General features: G+C 63.7%; 9 protein-coding genes and 5 pseudogenes. 6 read left to right on the top strand and 8 right to left on the bottom strand.

The features are described 5' to 3' along the window. Positions 1 to 9: 9 nt before the first annotated feature. From ACO07W_RS07955 to ACO07W_RS07945, 3 genes and pseudogenes are all read left to right on the top strand, one after another. A pseudogene (locus ACO07W_RS07955) lies at positions 10 to 318 on the top strand (VOC family protein); the annotation flags it as partial. A gap of 78 nt (positions 319 to 396) precedes the next feature. Continuing rightward, positions 397 to 1541, top strand: a protein-coding gene (locus ACO07W_RS07950) for an IS3 family transposase (protein ID WP_421840069.1) whose coding sequence is annotated in 2 segments (ribosomal slippage) — positions 397 to 664 and positions 664 to 1541 — 1146 coding nt in all. Because the reading frame shifts where the segments join, the coding sequence is not laid out codon by codon here. A gap of 25 nt (positions 1542 to 1566) precedes the next feature. Further along, a pseudogene (locus tag ACO07W_RS07945) lies at positions 1567 to 2082 on the top strand (VOC family protein); the annotation flags it as partial. A 52-nt stretch (positions 2083 to 2134) separates the two neighbouring features. Here the strand turns inward: ACO07W_RS07945 and ACO07W_RS07940 are convergent. Then, positions 2135 to 3388 (bottom strand): alpha/beta hydrolase family protein, encoded by a 1254-nt coding sequence (locus ACO07W_RS07940; RefSeq protein ID WP_421842202.1) that lies wholly within the window; start codon positions 3386 to 3388, stop codon positions 2135 to 2137. A gap of 332 nt (positions 3389 to 3720) precedes the next feature. Then, positions 3721 to 4206, bottom strand: coding sequence for a hypothetical protein (locus ACO07W_RS07935; RefSeq protein WP_421842200.1), 486 nt, complete (start codon positions 4204 to 4206; stop codon positions 3721 to 3723). Between the two features lie 232 nt (positions 4207 to 4438). Between ACO07W_RS07935 and ACO07W_RS07930 the strand changes: the two genes are divergently transcribed. Further along, positions 4439 to 5380, top strand: a complete 942-nt coding sequence (locus ACO07W_RS07930; RefSeq protein WP_421842198.1) for a class I SAM-dependent methyltransferase — start codon at positions 4439 to 4441, stop codon at positions 5378 to 5380. Here the strand turns inward: ACO07W_RS07930 and ACO07W_RS07925 are convergent. Next, on the bottom strand, positions 5377 to 6042 hold the full coding sequence (locus ACO07W_RS07925) for an LpqN/LpqT family lipoprotein (RefSeq protein ID WP_421842196.1): 666 nt from the start codon (positions 6040 to 6042) through the stop codon (positions 5377 to 5379). The genes ACO07W_RS07930 and ACO07W_RS07925 overlap by 4 nt on opposite strands. A gap of 157 nt (positions 6043 to 6199) precedes the next feature. Further along, a pseudogene (locus tag ACO07W_RS07920) lies at positions 6200 to 6820 on the bottom strand (lysylphosphatidylglycerol synthase transmembrane domain-containing protein); the annotation flags it as partial. Between the two features lie 367 nt (positions 6821 to 7187). On the opposite strand from ACO07W_RS07920, the gene ACO07W_RS07915 reads away from it, so the two are divergent. Next, positions 7188 to 8414, top strand: coding sequence for an IS110 family transposase (locus ACO07W_RS07915; RefSeq protein ID WP_421845748.1), 1227 nt, complete (start codon positions 7188 to 7190; stop codon positions 8412 to 8414). Positions 8415 to 8435: 21 nt separating this feature from the next. On the opposite strand, the pseudogene ACO07W_RS07910 reads toward ACO07W_RS07915, so the two are convergent. Next, positions 8436 to 10190: pseudogene (locus ACO07W_RS07910) on the bottom strand (TIGR00374 family protein); the annotation flags it as partial. Positions 10191 to 10579: 389 nt separating this feature from the next. On the opposite strand from ACO07W_RS07910, the gene ACO07W_RS07905 reads away from it, so the two are divergent. After that, positions 10580 to 11422 (top strand): SDR family oxidoreductase, encoded by an 843-nt coding sequence (locus ACO07W_RS07905; protein ID WP_421842194.1) that lies wholly within the window; start codon positions 10580 to 10582, stop codon positions 11420 to 11422. 14 nt (positions 11423 to 11436) lie between these two features. On the opposite strand, the gene recD is transcribed toward ACO07W_RS07905, so the two are convergent. From recD to recC, 3 genes and pseudogenes are all read right to left on the bottom strand, one after another. Continuing rightward, positions 11437 to 13170, bottom strand: coding sequence for an exodeoxyribonuclease V subunit alpha (gene recD / locus ACO07W_RS07900; protein WP_421842192.1), 1734 nt, complete (start codon positions 13168 to 13170; stop codon positions 11437 to 11439). A 20-nt stretch (positions 13171 to 13190) separates the two neighbouring features. Beyond that, the gene (recB, locus tag ACO07W_RS07895; RefSeq protein WP_421842190.1) at positions 13191 to 16499 is read right to left on the bottom strand and encodes an exodeoxyribonuclease V subunit beta; all 3309 of its coding nucleotides are present in this window, start codon (positions 16497 to 16499) and stop codon (positions 13191 to 13193) included. Then, positions 16499 to 19573, bottom strand: a pseudogene (gene recC / locus ACO07W_RS07890) (exodeoxyribonuclease V subunit gamma); the annotation flags it as partial. The pseudogene recC and the gene recB, both read right to left, overlap by 1 nt. Positions 19574 to 19595: the final 22 nt, after the last annotated feature.

Here is a 19595-nt window from a genome sequence, read left to right as displayed (position 1 = left end):
AGGTCGATCATGCCCAAGAGAACGGAATACGCACAGGGCACGCCGAATTGGGTCGACTTACAGACCACCGACCCGCCGGCGGCCAAGCAGTTCTACACGTCCCTGTTCGGCTGGAGCTACGACGACAACCCGATGCCAGAAGGTGGTGCCGTGTACTCCATGGCCACATTGAACGGAGAAAACGTCGCCGCCATCGCACCCATGCCGCCGGGTGCGCCGGACGGAATGCCGCCGATGTGGAACACCTATATCGCCGTGGACAGCGTTGACGTCGCAGTTGGCAAGGTGACAACCGGTGGGGGACAGGTGCTGGTGCCGGTGGCGTGTTCCCCGTGAATGAGTCCAGCTTGTTTTAGAGTCTCGTGGCCCTAAACGTGGGCTGGAAGGGACAAGGAAATGGCTGGTCGTAAGAGGTATGCCGCCGAAGACATTGTGCGCAAGCTGCGCCGAGCTGATGAGCTGGCCGCCGGCGGCAGCTCCGGTGAGCAGATCGCTGCCGAGCTGGGGGTATCGGCGGCCACCCTGTACAACTGGCGCCGAGCCTACGGGGGAATGGATCTCGATGCGGCCCGCGAGCTCAAGGAACTGCGCGAGCAAAACGGGCGGCTCAAACGGCTGTTGGCCGAGGCCGAGCTCGTCAAAGACGCCCTACGTGAGGTGGCCAAGGGAAAATTTTGAGCCCAGCCGCCAAACGCCGCGCCGTGGACATGCTCACAGAAGTCAAGGGCATCTCAGAACGGTTGGCGTGCCAAGCGGTTGGGCTGGCCCGCTCAACCTACCGACGTGTCCGTATCGACCAGACCCCGGCGGACCCGGATGCCGATCTGCGGGCCTGGCTGCGTTCCTACGCCCGCAAACACCCCTGTCACGGGTTTCGCCGTGCGTGGTCGGCGTTGCGCTACGACGAGCATCACCAGGTCAACAAGAAGAAGATCCACCGGCTGTGGCGCCAAGAGGGACTGCAAGTCGCCGTCCGCTCCCCACGCAAACGTGGTGGTGTGCCCTCAGTGCCGCCGATCATCGCCGATGCCCCCAAGGTGGTGTGGGCGCTGGATTTTCAGTTTGACTCCACTATCGACGGCAGGTCGGTCAAGATCGCCTCGATGCTCGATGAGCACACTCGCGAGTCGCTGCTGGACATGACCGCACGCTCCATCACCGCCGAGGCGCTGGTCGACGAGCTCGAGCGAGTGTTCACCACTGCCGGGGGTCCGCCCACGGTGCTGCGCATGGACAACGGGCCGGAGCTGATTTCTCAAGCGTTGCAGCAGTTTTGCGACGGAAAAGTCGGGCTGACCTATATCCCCCCAGGTCAGCCCTGGAAAAACCCCTACATTGAATCCTTTAACAGCCGCTTACGAAAGGAGTGTCTGAACCGCAACTACTGGACTGACCTGCTCGAAGCCAAGGTGGTGATCAGCGATTTCAAACACGAGCACAACCACCGCCACCGCCACTCATCGCTGGGTTATCGCACTCCGGCCGAATACGCTGCCCAATGCAGCCACACCCATCACCCCATAGCCTGCGACATCAACTAAAATCCAGATCAACAACAACCTGGCTCTAATTCCAGGTGGACCCGATATCGGGGACCAGCCACCGGCTTTCGACATCGGGGATGCCGGCCGGATGGCCTTCATCATGGATCCGGCCGGCGCGGCCGTGGGGCTCTGGCAGGCCGATCAGCACATTGGCGCAACGTTGGTCAACGTGGCGGGGACGGTCATGTGGAACGAATTGATCACCGAGAAACCGGATTCGGCGCTAGCGTTCTACGAAGCCGTGGTTGGCATGACACACACGACGATGGAGATGGCCGCCGGCCAGAGCTACCGGGTGCTCAATGCCGGCGGAACCGATGTTGGCGGCTGCGCGGAGCCGCCGGCGCCCGGTGTGCCGAACCATTGGCACGTCTACTTCGCGGTAGATGACACCGATGCTGTAGCGACAAAGGCTGCCGCCCACGGCGGCAAGGTTGCCGTGGACCCCTTCGACATCCCGTCGGTGGGCAGGACCGCGGTCTTGGCCGACCCGCAGGGCGCGATGTTCAGCGTGATGACGCCCGAGGCTGGGCAATAAGGTGGGGCTATTGCTGTCGAGGTCATCGTGAGGACGAGCAAAGTGGCGGCATTCAGCGGTTGCGGCCGATTCGCTCCGCCTCTACGAGCCCCGACTGCACCAACGCGTTCTGGACGAACTGCTGCACCGGCCGGGATCGGAAGAACCCGACGTGGCCGCCTTCGTACCAGATGATCTCGGGTCTACCCCAGTGCTCCCACAGCTTGGTCACCTGCTCGCGTGGGTGTACCAGCCGATCGGCGACCCCCGCGTAGATGAAGCGGCCTCGCAGGGGCAGCCGAGGAGTAAGTGCTAGCGGCGAGACCATCTGACCAATGGGCTTCGCTAGCCTCAGTACCTCTCGGCGGGGATCGTTGCGGCCGAGGCCAGCGTGACGGTCGATCAGTTTGACCAGGTTGACGACCGGGACTCCAAGAATCGCACACGTGAGACCCTCGTAGAGTTCGGCGACGAGCGCCGAGACGTAGCCGCCGAGCGAGAGGCCGTTCAGTCCGATCGGTGAGTCGGGTTGCCGCGATCGGATCCACGACAGCATTCGGCGGATATCCCAGACCGACTGAGCTGCGGCGTGCACATCGTCGAGCAGGTTTCTACCAGGAAACGCTGCTCCCGGCGGCAGCCCGCGCCCGCGCGGGCCGTGCATCGGCAGGACAGGAAGTACGACGTTCAAGCCAAGGTCGTCGTGCAGCTGCCAGGCTCTGAACAACGCCAGGTCGATTGCGGCTCGGCCCATCTGAGCGCCGTGCACACACACCAGCCAGGGCCTTGGCTCGGGGTGGCGCAGCATCAATCCGTATACCCGGCTGTTGGCGGTGTAGCCCAGCCAACGTTCCCGGCCTGGCTCACCGTCGTGCGGTTCGTACCCGCTGGCAAAAGCGATGCGCTCGTAGCTGCGTCCTCGGCTGTGCACTGGCCTGACAGTGATATCAGTTAGCGGTGGTGGCGTCGCGAAGAACCCTTCAGGGTTCTGCAGCCAACCCCGCTGCTCATACAGCGCAGTTGCTGCGATCACGGCTTCGCGAGCATCCGCAACCGCATCCGGGTTCGTGCTAAGCGGCGGGCCCGACCGGAACCCCGCCAGCACGACCTCATCAAAAAACGCTTGCGCCGCAAGCATCATGGTGGGTCGTGCCATGGGAAGCTCGGGCCCACCATTGAGATACCTACCCCAGGACCGAGCATAGAAGCCGCCGGTCCTGGTGAATGGTCGTAACGCCTGGGTTAATGGACCGGCGCGCCGGTAGGCGGCGCCACGTCGCTCGGGTTGAGTATCGTCTGCCGCGTCAGACGAGGAACCTGTCTCCATCTGGCCTCCACTTCGCCGGAGCCGGCCTGACGCGATATTGGATCGCAGTCAGACTGGCGCGAGCATCCGGAGTTGTCATCGTTGGCCCGCCTGGAGGTGGCCAGGTGGAACGGAGACGCGACAGGCGCGCTTGCGTAGCGATCCGATCGAGAGCAAGACGCCCGGTCATAAGGTTGACGCTAGGCCTTCATCAGCTGGTAGGGAAGGGGCAACGACTCGAATTGCGAGCCGACGCGCAGTCCGGCCCGCTGCCCTCGACGACTCCAGGGGTTCTCGGCGAGGGCGTCAAACATCGCGGTAGGCAACCGAGTCAAGCGCTGCTGGTGAGATAGCTAGCTGGCCGGAGTTAATCGGATAGCCGCCATTCGTAGCCGCTCGACTGCCTCGCCGAATTCTTCCAGAGTAGGTACGCGCTGGTCGCGGAATTTCAAACCCATCATGCGTTGTGCCTGCTTGACGTCGTAGGACTGAGCGCACCGCAGGGCGAGGTCGGCGACTGTTGCACGGTCACGGATGAGCTCGCCGCGCATAGCAGTCGTCTTACCGTCGTAGAGAACCTGCGCGGGGGCGCCGTCGAGGAAGTTCTGTTTCCACGCGGCGTTGGTCAGCGCATAGAGTTCACCGTCGATAATGTGGGCGCTCAGTGGAATTGAGAATTGCCGCCCCGACTTCCGCCCGTTGAAGCTCAGCACCATGAGCTGTTCGCGTAACGACCCCACAAGCGGCGTGTGTAACAGGGCGGCCAGAATGGGATTCACAATGCGCAGCAGGTTCGACGGTGGGTGTCCGATCTCGACTGCGTAAGACTTTTCTGTCATGTCAACACCGTAGGACTAATTCGGTGCGGTCGGTGAGGAATTCGAAGCGCCGACAGGTTTGCGTGGTCGAGGCGGTTCACGGCAGTTATTGCGGAGAAGCTATCGGCATGGCAGCTGCACGCCATCAGTGTCGTGCTCAGCCCTATTCGGCCGCTGGCCCCGCGCTGCGGTGCACGATCGCTACAAATCGGCTCACGTACTGTCGAGGTAATGCCGGATTGTAAGGAGCGATGTGGCCAGATCAGATGACGACAGCTGGGATATCACTGAGAGCGTGGGGGCGACGGCTCTGGCGGTGGCGGCGGCCCGCGCCGCGGAAACCGGGAGCGAGAACCCGCTGATCAGCGATCGGTTCGCGCGGATATTCCTCGACGCTGCCGGCGACGGCATATGGAACATGTTCTCGAGTCCGGAGCTGCCGCCCGAGCTTGCCGAAGCCGCACCCGACCTGGCGCTGCGGATGCGGGCCATGGTTGATTACCTGGCTTCGCGGACAGCATTCTTCGACGGTTTCTTCTCAGACGCAACCAATGCCGGCGTGCGACAGGTGGTGATCTTGGCGGCCGGTCTGGATTCGCGGGCGTGGCGGTTGCCGTGGCCCGACGGCACCATCGTGTATGAACTCGATCAACCCAAGGTGCTGGAGTTCAAGTCGTCGACGTTGCGGGATCATGGCGCCCAGCCGTCGTGCACGCATGTGTCGGTCCCGGTTGATCTGCGTCACGACTGGCCGACCGCATTGCGACGGGCTGGTTTTGATGCCGGTGCTGCGAGCGCATGGCTAGCTGAGGGGTTGTTGCCGTTTCTGCCGGCGGCGGCCCAGGACCTGCTGTTTGAGCGTGTGCAGGCGCTGTCGGTGGCTGGAAGTCGGATTGCCGTCGAGGCACCCGGCCCCGAATTCAACGATCCAGCTGCTCGTGAACGGCAGCGATCGCAGATGCGTCAATACCGCGAAGCCGCCGCCAAAGCAGGAAAGTGGGATATCCCGAACTTTGAAGATCTCTGGTACTTCGAGGATCGCGCCGACGTCGCTGACTGGCTACGCGGCCACGGCTGGGACGTGTCGGCTGTGCCGATGCAGGAATTGATGACGCGCTACCAACGTCCGACTCCAGAGCTGCCAGATGGGCCGCCGCAGAGCGTGTTCGTCTCCGCCGTGCGATCGGGTTCTTAGGGGTTAATCGTCGTTTCTTTGTCGATGATGTCGGTGGCTTCCATCAACGTGACTTGCTCGGAGCTGGGCGAATCGGCATTGAGCTGCAGCACGAACACGGCGTACCCGCTGGGGATCACCACGGTCTTTTGCGCGATGGCGCGTTCGGTGCCATCGCGCGTGTATGAACCACCGAGTTGGTACGCTTCGAAGCCGCCAAGGGTTGACTCCGTTCCGTCGCCGCCGTCAAATCCGGGAAGATTCTGCAACTCGCCCGGAGCGAATTGCAGGATCTTCGCCTGATCTACGTTCCCGGTCAGTTTGGATACCAGCGCGATGATCGTGGGGGGATCGCGCGGATTTGCGGGCTGGTCGTAGACGATGCCCCCGTAGGGCGCGCCGGTGCTCTCTTCGAGCACGTGCCAATCCCTGGGCACCGCCAGGTCGATGGTAGGGGAGCCCGGATCGCCGTGGTGGACCGTGGTCTCTGTGATGTCGTTGTCTTTGATGTAGTCGGCGATGGTGTAGTAGGAACCAGAGGCCCGGACTGAACTGGTCGTCGACGTAGCGCTCGTGGTGGCCGCCGCTGTGGATGGGTTGCTGTCGGGTTTGCTGTTGGAACCGCAGCCGGTCAGGGCCAGACTCAATGCAACAGTCGCGATTGCTGCCGTGAACTCCTTCATGACGTGCTTCTCCCGGAACCTGGGTCGGCGCCGTCGCCGCCCCGCCGAAATCGAGACTAGTCGAAAGGCCAGCAACTGCGCGAGTAGCTGAGACCCTCCGCTTGAGATACCCCGACGCCTGCCTTTGTGCCTGTTTGGCGCGGCGGTTCGGGGATAGTCAGATCATTTCGTTACGTGTTAGCCACCCCATTACCTGCCACCCGGCAAACACCGGTAGCCAGCAGGTAAGCACCCGATACAGCAACACCGACGGCACTCCCACGGCCGCAGGCACACCGAAGGCGGCGAGCCCCCCGATCAGCGCCGCCTCGACTGCTCCGACGCCACCCGGGGTGGGAGCGGCCGAGGCGAGGGTTCCGCCGACCATCGTCACCACGGTCACAGTGACGAACGTGGTGCCGCCGCCGAAGGCTTCAACACTGGCCCACAGGGCCAACGCTGCACCGAGAGTTGTTCCCGCGCAACCGAGTACGATAAGCGCCAATCTGCGCGGCTCGCGAGCGAGTTCGACAAGATCGGTTGCCACCTCCTTGAGCTTCGGGCGCACCGCCGTTGCCAGCCAACGCCGCAGCTTGGGCACGAAGAGAAAGGTGCCGACGATGCCCAGGGCCACGCCGGCGATCAGGTACAGCGCGGTGGCGTTGGGAACGAAATGGGACAGGTCGGTCGAGGTACCCGCGACGGTGCTGAACGAGACGAGCAACACGATGTGGACGATCACCTGCACCGACTGCTGGAGCGCTACTGCTGCCGTGGCGCGCAACGCGTTCAGACCTCCTAATCGTTTAGTAGGGATTGGTTACCGGTCCGGGTGTTGGTGACCGGGGCCTGTTTCTTGCGGGATCTGCCGTCAGGTGACGTCTGGTGTTCCCGTCGTTCGACGACTTGAGAAAGAGCGGCGCGTCTGGCGGCAGGTCTTGTCGGGTTGGTGGTGAGATTCCGTTGCCCGAGCCCGTCGCAGGGGTGACTTCCTGATGGTTGTTCTCGAGCCTTGAGCTCTTCGACAGAACGAAGTCCTGCGATGTGCTGGAGTCACGGACGGCTAGTGAGATGACGGACCTTGGAGTCCCGCGATTAGGGCGCCGCGTGAGTCCACCGGTAACGGCGCAACCATCCACCGACGAAAAAGTGAGGACGTCTTGGGCTTGTTTTGTGGAATCGACTGGGCTACTGAGCATCACGATGTTGCTGTGGTTGATGACGACGGGAGGGTGGTAGCCCGTGCACGGCTGGGCAATGATGCGGCCGGGTTCGCGCAGCTGTTGACGTTGCTGGCTGAGGCCGGTGACAGTGCCGCTGATCCGATACCAGTGGGGATGGAAACTGATCGTGGCCTGTGGGTGGCGGCGCTGCGAGAAACTGGCCGGGTGATTTATCCGATCAACCCGTTGGCGGCTTCGCGGTATCGGGCACGGTATGCGGTGTCGGGGGCCAAATCCGATGGTGCCGACGCGGTGCTGCTGGCCAATATTGTGCGCACCGACCCCGGCGCGCACCGCCCATTGCCCGCCGACACCGAGTTGGCCCAGGCGATCCGGGTGCTGGCCCGCGCTCAGCAAGACGCGGTATGGGCACGTCAACACATCGGCAACCAGATTCGCGATGTGCTCAAAGATTTCTACCCGGCGGCCATCACCGCGTTCGCCGACCTGCCCGAGGGCGGGCTGGCTCGTCGAGATGCGCGCACCATCTTGGCTGCTGCACCAACCCCCACCCAGGCGACCAAGCTGACCCCGGCCCGACTGCGCCGACTGCTGGCCAAGGCCGGCCGCCGCCGCCATCTCGACCGTGACATCGAACGGTTGCGGGAGGTGTTCACCGACACCTACCTGCACCAACCACCGGTCGTGGAGAACGCGATGGGTATCCAATTGGCAGGGCTGCTGGGTCAGTTCGAGGCTGCCTGCACCACTGCTGCTGATCTCGCCGAGGCGGCAACCGCCCATTTTGAGCAGCACCCGGACTCCACGATCATCACCAGCTTCCCCGGACTGGGGAACCTGGCCGGTGCCCGGGTACTCGCCGAGATCGGTGATGACCGCGCCCGCTTCACCGACGCCCGCGGACTGAAAGCATTCGCCGGAGCCGCGCCGATCACCCGCGCCAGCGGCAAGAAAACCCTCGTGTTGCACCGCCATATCAAGAACCGGCGCCTGGCCGCCGTGGGTCCCATCTGGGCTTTGGCATCGCTGCGCGCCTCGCCGGGCGCCCGTCGCCACTACGACACCCGCCGCGCCGCAGGAGACTGGAACCACCAAGCCCAACGACATCTGTTCAACAAATTCCTCGGCCAACTCCACCACTGCCTGCAAACCGGCCAGCACTACACCGAACATCTAGCCTTTCCACCTCCTCCCTCGCTCGTGGCTTGACTTTTAACTTCGTGAGATGTCTTTCTGGAGGAACCGGGTGCTAAGTGCGAGCCCACCGACGCCGGCCGGGGTGGTCGTCGCGGCGAAAGTGTTGGCTACCTGCATGATGGACAACTTCCAGAAGCCCACCAGTCCGTCCGCGCAGGCCCATAGCGACGCTGCCGCGCCGACGTAGGTGAGTGCCGACACCGCCAGGCCCAGCAGGGCCCACCACCAGTTTGCGATTCTGAGCTGGGAAAAGAACGTCGGGACGGTGCCAATAAACGGATACGCGACGTAGACCAGCGCTCCGATCAGTATCAGCTGAATGACCTGGCTGCGGCTGAACCTAGTGATGGTTTCGGCTTTGATCTGGTCTGCGCCCGTTTGGCGCTTTACTTCTGCCCGAGCGCTGGCGATTACTGCGCTCGCGTCGACTACCGAACTGCGGACGCGGTTTGGAACAGCGGACTTGGTAAGCCGGCGCGACGCATTCAGGACGGTGTCTTGGCCAAATACGTCGATCGCCGCGCTCACCGCGGACTCCGCATCATATAGCGCTGAGGTGGTCACCAGGAGTTGGGCAAGATCGGACTGCAGTTGGGTGTCGGTGGCGCCGTATTCGGCGGTGCTGAACCCCCCGAAAAGGACGGTGCCGCCGGCGACCGTGATCTCGTCGCTGCGCAGGTCGCCGTGGGAGATTTGCTGATCGTGCAGGCCGTGCAGAGCTTGCCAAACTCGGGCGACGGGGGTCGTTTCCGCGCATTTGCCGATGGGGGTGCCGCGAGCGGGCTCGTGCGCGTACAACGTCCAGCCTCGGTCGAGGGAGGCGACGGCGATCGTCGACGTGTTGGCGAGTCCTGCGTCGCCGATGGCAATGGCCATGAGGGCACGATGCTCGATGGTGCGCCGCATTGAGGCCAGGAGTGGAGCGGTCTCCGTGCCGCGCAGCCTTAGCTTCCGCCACAGCTGGCGCAGCGCCCCACCGCTGCTTTGATGTGGGCCGTACAACTCGATCACCGCGGTGGTGCCGGGAGTCTGGGCGACCGCGGAAAGGACGAGCGGGCTGCGGCCGGCTGGTTGGACCACCGTCAGCCCCGAGACGGCGAATCCACGCCTTACCAAGGCGCGCACGGCGCCATCAAGCGGCACTTCGAGTGCGGGCGTGCCTACTGCCAGGATGACCAAAGCGCCGACGAGCCACCCCACCGCCAGGCCTAACAGGGCGCGGTCGGGCACTACGGCGCTGATGACGAGGTGAATGGGAACGAAGGCCAGCAGCAGCGCCCACCACCAGCGTCGTCGGCGCGCAGGCAGCCATGGACCCGAGACGGTCAACACCGCCGCCAGCAGCGCGATCCAACGCGGGTCGTCGAGGACCTGGGCCGGCACCGTGTCGAGTCGGTCGGACAAATCGAAGTGCCATCGGGGCGGTGAGATGCCGTTGCTGCTGATCGAAAACGGGAGGACGGCCAGCAGCCCAGCGATCGCGTATGCGCCCAGCAGTTTCCATTGGCGGGCGACGATCAGGCCGATCAAGATCGCGAACGGTAAGGCCAAAATTGTAATGCTGTAAGCCAGGTAAACCAGGTTGGACTGAGTGGGCGACAAAACCCCGATGATCTGTGAGACGGATTTTTCCAGCGCAACCCATTGCGGCCTGGTGATCAGTGAACTTGTGATGACGGCGGCGAGAAAGACCGCCGCCAGGATGAGCCGCAGGATGTCGTTGGTACGCCGTCGTAGAGGTTGCAGCAAGCTGCCGGAAACGGTGATGTCGCGCCCGTCGACTCGCATAGTGGCAAAGCGTCCTTAGAGATCTTCGGCTCGGCTTCGTGCCGCGTCGGTCAGCGGCCTCGGAACAAGTTAACCGGATATTCGCCGTGGGGTGCTGCCCTGTCCCGCGGCGCAGCGACCACGACGCGGGTAGCGCGTCCACCTCGCACCGCTCGTTGAGGTCTCCCGCCAGCGAAGTCGCTCGCATTGGGAGAATGGCGATCGGGACGTAGACCTTCGGCCTGGCGCGCGTGGTCAACCGGTCGGGTATCGAGGTGGCCGAGTGGTGTCACAGAACTAGAATCAGCTGTGGGTCGGTACGCGCCCTGATCATCGGTAGCGAGACGCTGCACCACATTGAGTTCGCTTCACTACTGGCTGCGACGGGAAGGCGCCATATGTCGGAGGGTGTGAAATCGGTCTTCGTCACCGGCGCTGGTAGCGGCATAGGGTACGCGGGGACAAGGCTATTCCACGCCAGGGGTTGGCGAGTCGGGGCCGTGGACCGTAACGCGGATGGGCTGACGTCACTGAGTAGTCAGCTCGGTACCGAACGACTGTGGACCCGCGTTGTGGACGTAACGGACAAAGCGGATCTTGATTGCGCTCTCGCTGATTTCTGCGCCGGCGCTGCTGGCGGCGCACTGGACATGATGTGGAACAACGCTGGCATAAGTGCGTCTGGCTGGTTCGAGGACGTGCCCTATCAAACGGCAATACGTACCGTGGAGGTGAACTTCGAGGCGGTGCTAGCGGGCGCCTATGGTGCATTGCCCTATCTGAAGAAAGCCCCGGGCAGCTTGATGTTCTCGACGTCGTCGTCGTCAGGCACCTATGGCATGCCGGGTATCGCGGTGTACTCCGCAACCAAACATGCGGTTAAAGGATTGACCGAGGCGCTCAGCGTGGAATGGCAACGACATGGTGTCCGGGTCGCTGACGTGCTACCCGGTCTGATCGACACGGCGATGATCACCTCGGCGCCTGGCCACCTCGACCATGGCGAGCTGACCCGATCCGCCGAGGAGATTCGCGCTCGTGTTCCCAAGACAGGCATGTTCCGCCTGGTCCCGGCCGCCAGTGTGGCCGAGGCGGCGTGGCGTGCTTACCAGCACCCGACGCGGCTGCATTGGTATGTTCCGAACAGCATTCGCTGGATCGACCGTCTCAAGGGCCTTAGCCCCGAACTGGTACGCAGTCGACTCATCAAAGGCAGACCCGCGCTCATGCCTAAGATGCTGATGCCCGAATAGCCAGGCGCCGTTTCCTATCTGGGCGCAGCACGCAGTCGTAGCCGAAGCCCGGTCGCGCGCAGGGCGCGCCGTTCGATTGCGGCCCGTACCGATGCCATTGACCCCACTACGCGAACCTTGCGCTTGGCCCGGGTCACCGCCGTGTAGAACAACTCCCGCGTCAGCAAGCGCGAATTTGCGGAAGGCAGTAGGACGGTGACGTCATCGGCCTGGCTACCTTGGCTCTTGTGGATCGTCATCGCATACATGGTGTCTACGTCGGAGAGTCTGCTCGGTGCGATCTCGAGCGGATCGCCGGCGGCGGCGAACGCAACCCGAAGTCGGCCATCGCGAGCGACTGTCACCGCGTTGTCGCCATTGTAGATTCCTAGGCCGTAATTGGTGGTTGTCACCAGCACCGGGCGCCCGGCATACCACGATGACCAAATCGGCTCGCCAGTGGCGTCGGTCAGCCACCGCTCTATCTGTTGATTCCAGTGCGCTACGCCATAGGGCCCGTGGCGGTGCGCGCATAGTAGCCGGTGTTCGTCGAGCGCTGAAATCGCTGTTGAGGCGTCACCGAGAATTGCCGCCTGGCGCAGCTGAAGAGCCTGCGGTACAAGCACATTGCGTAGCGAATCGGCAGGGTTGCCGTCGTGAATCCACTCAACGTGATCACCACCGGCACTTAGCACATCAATAACACGGTCGACATCGCCGGCGCGGATCGACTCCGCAAGCTCACCGATCGATTCGCCGAACCGATGCGCGGTCTTCAGCGTCACTACCGGTGTGCTGCCGCGCGCTTTGAATCCGTCGACCAGGTCGGCCAACACCGCGCCCGCTTCCACCGACGACAACTGGTTGGGATCACCGGCTAGCAGCAGGCGTGTCGTCGGGCGCACTGCCTCTAAAAGCCGGGCCATCATTGTCAGCGACACCATTGATGTCTCGTCGACGACGATTACGTCGTGCGGCAGTCGATTGCCGCGGTGATGGCGGAACCGCGACGACGTATCTGGCCGGCGACCTAGCAACCGATGCAACGTGGTTGCCTGTAGCCCCGAGAGTCGTTGCCGATCAGCTGAATCCAGCTGGTCGACTGCTACTCGGACAGCCTCTTGCAGGCTTGCGGCGGCCTTCCCGGTTGGTGCGGCTAGTGCCATGCGTAGCCGCGGCAGGCCCGCCACCTGCGCCTGCTCGGCGAACAACGCCAACAACCGCGCCACCGTTGTTGTCTTTCCGGTGCCTGGTCCGCCGGTCAGCACTGTCAGTCCCTGCGATAGAGCAACGCTTGCGGCTTCGCCTTGTTCCTCATATCCGGGCGGAAACAACCGGTTGGTGGCAGCAGTCATTCTCGGTGTGTTGACTGGCCCTGGCGCCGGCAGCAGGGCCAAGAGATCGTCCGCGGCTTGCTGCTCCTCGCGCCAGTACCTGTCCAGGTACAGCAGGTTGTTGGCATCGATCCGCAGTACTGTTGGCGATCGCACCAATGGGCTGGCCCGCACCGCCGCCAACCAAGATTCCGGCGCTGGCCACGGTAGGTCAGCGCCGCCTATCTGCTCTTTGATTGCCTGTAAGTCCAGGCAGACCGAACCGCCGCGCAGCGCGCGCACCAGCAACGCGAGGGCAAGCATGACGTGCGGGTCAGACTCGCCGGCCATGGTGGTAACACGCTGCGCAACATGAACATCGGCTGCGCCGATCACGTCGGCATCGTTGAACACACGCAGCAGCCCGGCGGCGCCCACAGTTCGCCGCCAGCTCATCGGGTCGACATTGTTGCCCGTCACACCGGGATGCCCTGGCCGTCGAGAACATCCGAGAGTGCTGTCACCAGAGCAGTTGGTGGTTGCCAGCTGAACACCCCGGCCGGATGGCCCTCGACCATCGGACTGCTCGCCCCGCACATCCCCCGCACGAACAGGTACAGCACGCCACCAAGATGCTTCGACGGTTCGTACCCGGGCTGTCTCCATCGCAAGAACCGGTGCAGCACGACGCTGTACAGAAGTGCCTGTAGCGGATAATCCGAGTGCAGCATGACCTCGACCAGGCAATCTCGGCTGTAGTCCGCAGCGGTCAATGGCCGATCCGGATCACCGAGCCGATTGGTCTTGTAATCGACAACCAGATACCGGTACCCGGGCCCCTTCGGGACCCGTAGTATCACGTCGATCGAGCCGGACAGATATCCACGCAACGGCTGGCGGCCTAGAGCATCGCCCACCAACCGGTCGGCGTAGGGCGCCAGTGGGTCTGCTGCCGGTAGGTGCGACCGCAGCAGCATCCCGACGTCAGCCAACCGAAGATCGCTAGCTACTTCCGGTAGGTCGCCACCGGCGAGTGGAAACTCGAAGTTCAACTCCGTTAATCGGTCCCGTTGTCCGATTTGGCGTAGCGTCAATCCGTGGGTCAGCGGACCTAATCCGGTGTCATGCATCGGCACCATCGCGGCAGCCAGTTCGCCAGCGGGCGCGTCGATCGGCCACCGTGGCAAATGCACCCGGATCTGGTCCTCAAGCTCGGTGACGAGATCGGGCGCGGACGGATCGACGGTCTCAAGCACGGCGTGCACCAGCGTCCCGAACTTCTTGCCTGCTGGCAGCTCAGCCATCGGAGACAAGATTTCCCGCCTGGACGGCACTTTACTGAGCGCAATGGGGCCGATTTCGTCGTCGGACTGCACAAGCTCCGGCTCGCTGGCGACGCCCACCGTTTCCGTCGTATAAATGTCGCTGATCAGCCTCGAGTACGAGGTGCGTCGCCACGCGCTGTCAATGGTGCGATGGAAGTGACGAATACCCAGATCCGACGGTGGTGTCTGGGTGGCGAGGCGCGAGGGCGGGGATATCGTCGCTTCTTCCAGCATCGGCCCGCCCACGGCCTCCCATTCCCGAAACCGAGCCCAAGCATCCTTGTCCGCGATCCGTGCCGGCACACAACGTTCCGGCACTTCGGCTTGGCCAGGCCGACGCCCCCGCAACAGCCGTGACAGCCCGCCGTTAGGTTCGTTGAAGGCAGGTGACCACCAGGCGACCACCTGCGACTGGGCCCTCGTCAGCGCGACGTATGTCAGCCGACTGTTGTCGCTGGCGGCCTCGCCGCGGCCCAGTTTCTCGACCGCGCCGAAGTCTGGGCTGTCTTTGCCGCCGATGTGCAGGCAGCGTGCGCCCTCGTCGTGGAACAGCACCAGATCGCGCGTCACGGTGTTTCGGTTGAACGCGAACGGTAGATACACGATGGGGAATTGCAGCCCCTTGCTGGCGAACACGGTCATGATCTGTACGGCGGCCGCATCGCTGTCTATCCGGCGATTGTGTTCCGTTGCGCCGCTGTGCTCTTCGCGCTGACCGCGCAGCCAGTCCCGCAGCGCCGGCAAAGTGTGTTGCTCACGGTGCGCGGTCTCGGCCAACAGCTGCGCCAGGTGCGCTAGGTCGGTCATGCGCCGATCGCCGCCCCGACACGAAAGCACGCGATCGCTCATGCCGCTCAATTGCGCAGCTTCGAAGATTGCGGCCACTCCGTGTTCGCGGGCGTAGTCTGCCCACTCACGCAATGTCTCTGTGATGCGATCGGTGAGCGCATCACCGCCGGCCGCGAGGCTTGCCGCAGTTTCGCCGAAGAACACTGTCGACGCTGCGGCCCGCACTACACCGGAACGATGCGGCTGGTCGAACGCTTCCAAGAGAGAAAGCCAGTCGTCAGCGGCCTCCGAACCGAATACGTCCGAGCCGCCGGTGTATACGGCGGGAATACCTGCGCCGACCAGCGCGGTGTGGCAGGCTCGCGCGTCGGTGTGCTTCTCGACGATCACCGCGATGTCACGCGCCTGCAGGGGCCTGTCGTTGAATGTCGCGTCGGAAGACAACAGACAACCGATATCGGCGGCCAGGTCGCGCCCGATGTGTTCGCGCAGAACGCCGATTGGAAGATTCTGAATGCCGCTCCGCCCCAGCGTCTCCCGGCGGACCACGCGCAGCCGAAACGGATCGTTGTGCGGCGCGCCCGCGAGGCGGTGGCCCTGGTGGTGGGCATTGATGTCGTGAACCACAATCTGTGAGTCGCCGAGCTCGGCGCCCCGCAACACAGCGTGTAACCGGCGCACGAGCGCGGAGTCGCTGCGCCAGTTCGTGCTCAGCGTCCGCTTGTCTCCCGCCGTCGCGGCCGCATTGAGATAGGTGGCGATGTCGCCCCCACGGAACGCATAGATCGCTTGTTTCGGATCGCCAATGAGGATCAGTGTGGATTGCCCACTGAATGCGCGGTCGATGACTTGCCATTGCACGAGATCGGTATCTTGAAACTCATCTACCATCACAATGGGCCAGCGTTGGCGCATCCGGTCCCGGGCGGGCGAGTCGTCTGGTTCCAGGGCCGCGGCCAGGCGGGTGAGTAGATCGTCGTACCCGAGGATTGCCTGTTGGCGCTTGCGTATCTCCAATTCGGCAAGGACGTCTTTAGCGAAGGCGACGCGAACGGCAGCCGGCGAACCGGGTTGCGGGTTAGCTGGTCGCAACTGCGTCGCCGGGTTTTCGACCACCTCGCGCGCGATCCGCGACGCCTCGCGGTAGCTCAGTACCGGATCGCTGGCGGCGCGTCCGAAGTGAACGAGGTAGAGATCGTCGACAACTTCAGTGATCAGCTTGCCGAGGTCTTCGACGAGTGTGACGTCCGTGTCCGTGTCGCCGGCGACACCCAGCGATCTCAACACGAGCCGGCAGAACTGATGCGTCGTCGCGATTGTCGCTGCGTCGAATCCGGCCAGGGCATCGCGCAGGCGTTGCTGTCGTAGCTCGCATTCGGCGGTGGTGCCGTCGATCAAATGTGTCGCTAGTTGGTTGTCGCCGGCCATCGACGGATCGCTGAAAGCGCTTAGTGCTAGCACAATTTGGGAACGGACTCGCTCGCGAAGTTCCTGACTGGCGGCCCGCCCGAACGTGATGAGCAGCATTTGGTCGAGCGTTGCGTAGCCGTCGGCGACATAGCGGACTACCAGACCGGCTAACACGAACGTCTTGCCGGTACCCGCGCTGGCCTCGAGCACGGTGGTCGAGCCCCGCGCGGGTAGTGGACCGAGCAGATCGAACTGGTCCATTACGATATGTTCCTCTCGGCGCGAAGCATCGGCAGCCAGAGTCGCGCGGCGAATGCGCCTAACCGATTGTCCTCTCCTTCGCACTCTTCGCCTGGCCGCAGGGGTTGCATCAGATCGGCAAGGCGCGCGTTGCGCCCCCACGTCCGAACGTGCGCTGGCGTCTGGTCCTCGCCAGGAGACCAGTCGCTGGATTTCCACCGGCCCAGCGCCGCACTCACCGGGTCGTCACCGCAGTGCCGGGCCAGTGCCCATGCGTAAGATGTCTTTATGGGCAATGGAATTGGTTCGCGCCGCCCAGCGTTATAGATCGCCACCAGGTCTTCGAGGACGTACGCGGGTTCAGTGTGTGGCGGGCCCAGCTCCTCCTCGCGCGGGAAGGAGCCTCTTTTCTGCCGGCCGATGCAGACAGCGAACCAGTCACGGTCCGGGGCCTGCGCGAGCAACGCCAACAACGGAATCCACGACTCGAGCACGTGCTTCCCGTCCAGTTTGGAGTAGGTCGCGGACACGAGCCGGTCACCGAACACCTGTGTCACTGTGCCGGTGAGCCGTGCGGAACCGAGATCGATGTCGACGTCGTAGGCAGCCGCGCTGTGGCGACGGTGCCGGCGCGCTGCGGTCGCCAGCGCCGCCGCCTGGTCACGGATCAGGGTTGCTTTGCGCCATCCGAGCTGCCCGGGCGGCAACGTGCCGCGGCGCCACTCTGCTTGTCGCGCTTCATCCGGGGTCATTCCGTCCAGGATGTCGGTCAACATCCGATTGCCGACAATCCACTCGGTGCGGGCGCCGATGTCGACCGGTATGGCGTCATCGACACCGTCGACGTCCCACGGCAGCGTGTAGTCGAGGGCTCGAAAGAAGCCCTCCACGGGCCCCTCGAAGAAGGTCACCAAATCGGCGAGGGCAATGTTCGTCGGTGGGGCGTCGGCCGGCGGCGGGAGCGGTTTGTCGATGAATCGCGGTTGTTCGGTGCGTTCGCCGACGGCAATGCGAGCCGCGTTCAAGACAGTCGGATCGAAGCTGAACGGTACTTTGGGCACTAGCTTTCCGCGCTCGACGTTGCGAATGTCGAACGGCTGCAGGGGATGCTCAACGACGACGCGAGAATAGATTCTCCCGGTGGTGGTTGCATCCAAAGTTTCGAGAAGCTCGGCCAGCGGTACCGCAGGCGGTCTGCGCTGACCCGAGTATTCGTTGGCGCCGGTATAGGTGATGACGAGGTGGTCGGTGGCCGCCCCGATGGCGTCGAGCAGCAGTTGGCGATCTTCGGAACGAAGGTCGCGCTCACCGGTCAGCGGCTGCCGGGCCAGCGCGTCGTCACCATCGACGGCACTGATCCGCGGGAACACGCCGTCGTCGAGGCCGACCAGGCACACCACTCGATGCGGGACCGATCGCATCGGCACCATGCTGCAGACCGTCAGCGCACCGGTGCGAAAATTGGCCCGGGTGGGCTGATCGGCAAGGCGCGATTGCAACAGCGCGCGCAGGTCGGGCATGCGCATGACGGTGTTGTCCCACGATCCGGCCATACGAAGAACTTCGGCGAACTCGCTCCGCATTTGGCTGGTTTGCCAGGTGTCGTTGTCGTGCGTGTGTGTGAGCAGGGTGATGCCATCGGTAAGTGCGGTCAACCAATCTCGCAGTGGTTGGGCCCCGGTGAGAGTGTCAACGACACGCTGGAGACGGTCGATGAATTCAGCGAATTGGCCGGCCAACTCGACCCGATCGCTGCTGACGTCGTCGAGCGGCAGCGTGGAGTCGATCCAGACGTGTGAGTCGCTAGAGGTCGCAACGCCGGCCAATACACGATCGATGCCGAATCGCCAGGTGTTGTGCACGAAGTCGACCCCGAAGGGCATCCGGTGCTCCTGGTCGAATCCCCACCGGATGTTCGATTGTCGGATCCAGTCGGTTATGCCCTCTAAATCGTCGTCGCTGAAGTTGAACCGTGCGCGCACCGGCGCCGCGTGAGCAACGTTGAGCACCTCGGTTGCGGTGGCTCTGCCCCCTGCCAGCTTCAGCAGTTGCGAAGCGAGAGCCAGCAATGGGTTTGTTTGCAGCAACGAGCGGTCGGCGAGCCGCACTCGAAGTCGATGTGCGGGGTGTGCCCCGCGCACGACGTCGCCGAGCCCGAAGTCCGCGACGATCAACGGCACGTAGGCCTCCATATCCGGGCACATCACCAGGATGTCGCGCGGTTGTAGCGTCGGGTCGTCGGCAAGCAGGCCGAGCAGCACCTCACGGAGCACGTCGACCTGCCGGGCTGGGCCGTGACAGCTGTGCACCTGCACAGACCGGTCACCGTCGGCGAGGCTGCGGCCTGCCGGTCGCACGGCGTTGGCGGCGACGTCGGACTGCAGCCAGCCCAACAGGGAACTGGGCTTATCTGTGCCGCAGAGGAATTCGTCAGTGGCTGCACTATCGGGTAGGCAGCGTTGCAGCTCGCGCAAGTCTCGACCGAGGGCTGCCAGCAGTGGATTCCTGACCTTGCGGTGGCCGGTGTCGGCCACGCGAGGAACGACGCCGCGCATGCCAGCGAGCGCTTGCCACAGCTCATCGCTGGGATGCGGCATCCACAGATGCAGCTCGTGGTGGGTCGCCAACGCTTCCAGAAGTTCGATGTCGGTGCGCGCTAGCCGCGTATGCCCGAACAGCGATAGCCGTGGTGGCAGGTTGCTTGGTCGTTGTCGGAGTTGGACCAGAGTCTTGGCGTGCAAAACGTGTGGGGGATCGGCGGGTACCAGCGCCACCAGTGCCCGCCACAACTGCGGCTGCCAGCCAAGGTCGGCATCCAGGTGACTGCAGTCGCCGACTAGCCAGTCGGCGAGTAACTTCGGCCGCTGTCGCGCATAGGAGGCGAAAAGGCCGGCAAGCCTGCGCGCCACCGAGTACCGCCGCCCCCGCCGGTACTCGGCCTCTGCGCCGATGTCGAAGTGACCTAAATGTCTAGCCAGCGTGGCACACCACGGCTCGTCCAACGATCCGTCAATGACCTGCAGAAGCGGCCACGTCATGGCCTCGGGGGACCATGGGTCGTTGTCGATGGTGCCGGTGATCTCTGCGATCAGTGAGCCGGTGGCGTCTTAGGACTGG

This window comes from Mycobacterium sp. (assembly GCF_965230835.1).
Classification (GTDB): Bacteria; Actinomycetota; Actinomycetes; order Mycobacteriales; family Mycobacteriaceae; genus Mycobacterium.
The sequence above is the reverse complement of the archived record's forward strand: the minus strand, read 5'-3'. Positions and strand labels throughout refer to the sequence as shown.

Excerpts from the sequence above, each read along its gene's own strand:
- ACO07W_RS07940 (WP_421842202.1), bottom strand. The coding sequence starts at position 3,388 with ATGGAGACAGGTTCCTCGTCTGACGCGGCAGACGATACTCAACCCGAG.
- ACO07W_RS07935 (WP_421842200.1), bottom strand. The coding sequence starts at position 4,206 with ATGACAGAAAAGTCTTACGCAGTCGAGATCGGACACCCACCGTCGAAC.
- ACO07W_RS07925 (WP_421842196.1), bottom strand. The coding sequence starts at position 6,042 with ATGAAGGAGTTCACGGCAGCAATCGCGACTGTTGCATTGAGTCTGGCC.
- recD (WP_421842192.1), bottom strand. The coding sequence starts at position 13,170 with ATGAGCTGGCGGCGAACTGTGGGCGCCGCCGGGCTGCTGCGTGTGTTC.
- recB (WP_421842190.1), bottom strand. The coding sequence starts at position 16,499 with ATGGACCAGTTCGATCTGCTCGGTCCACTACCCGCGCGGGGCTCGACC.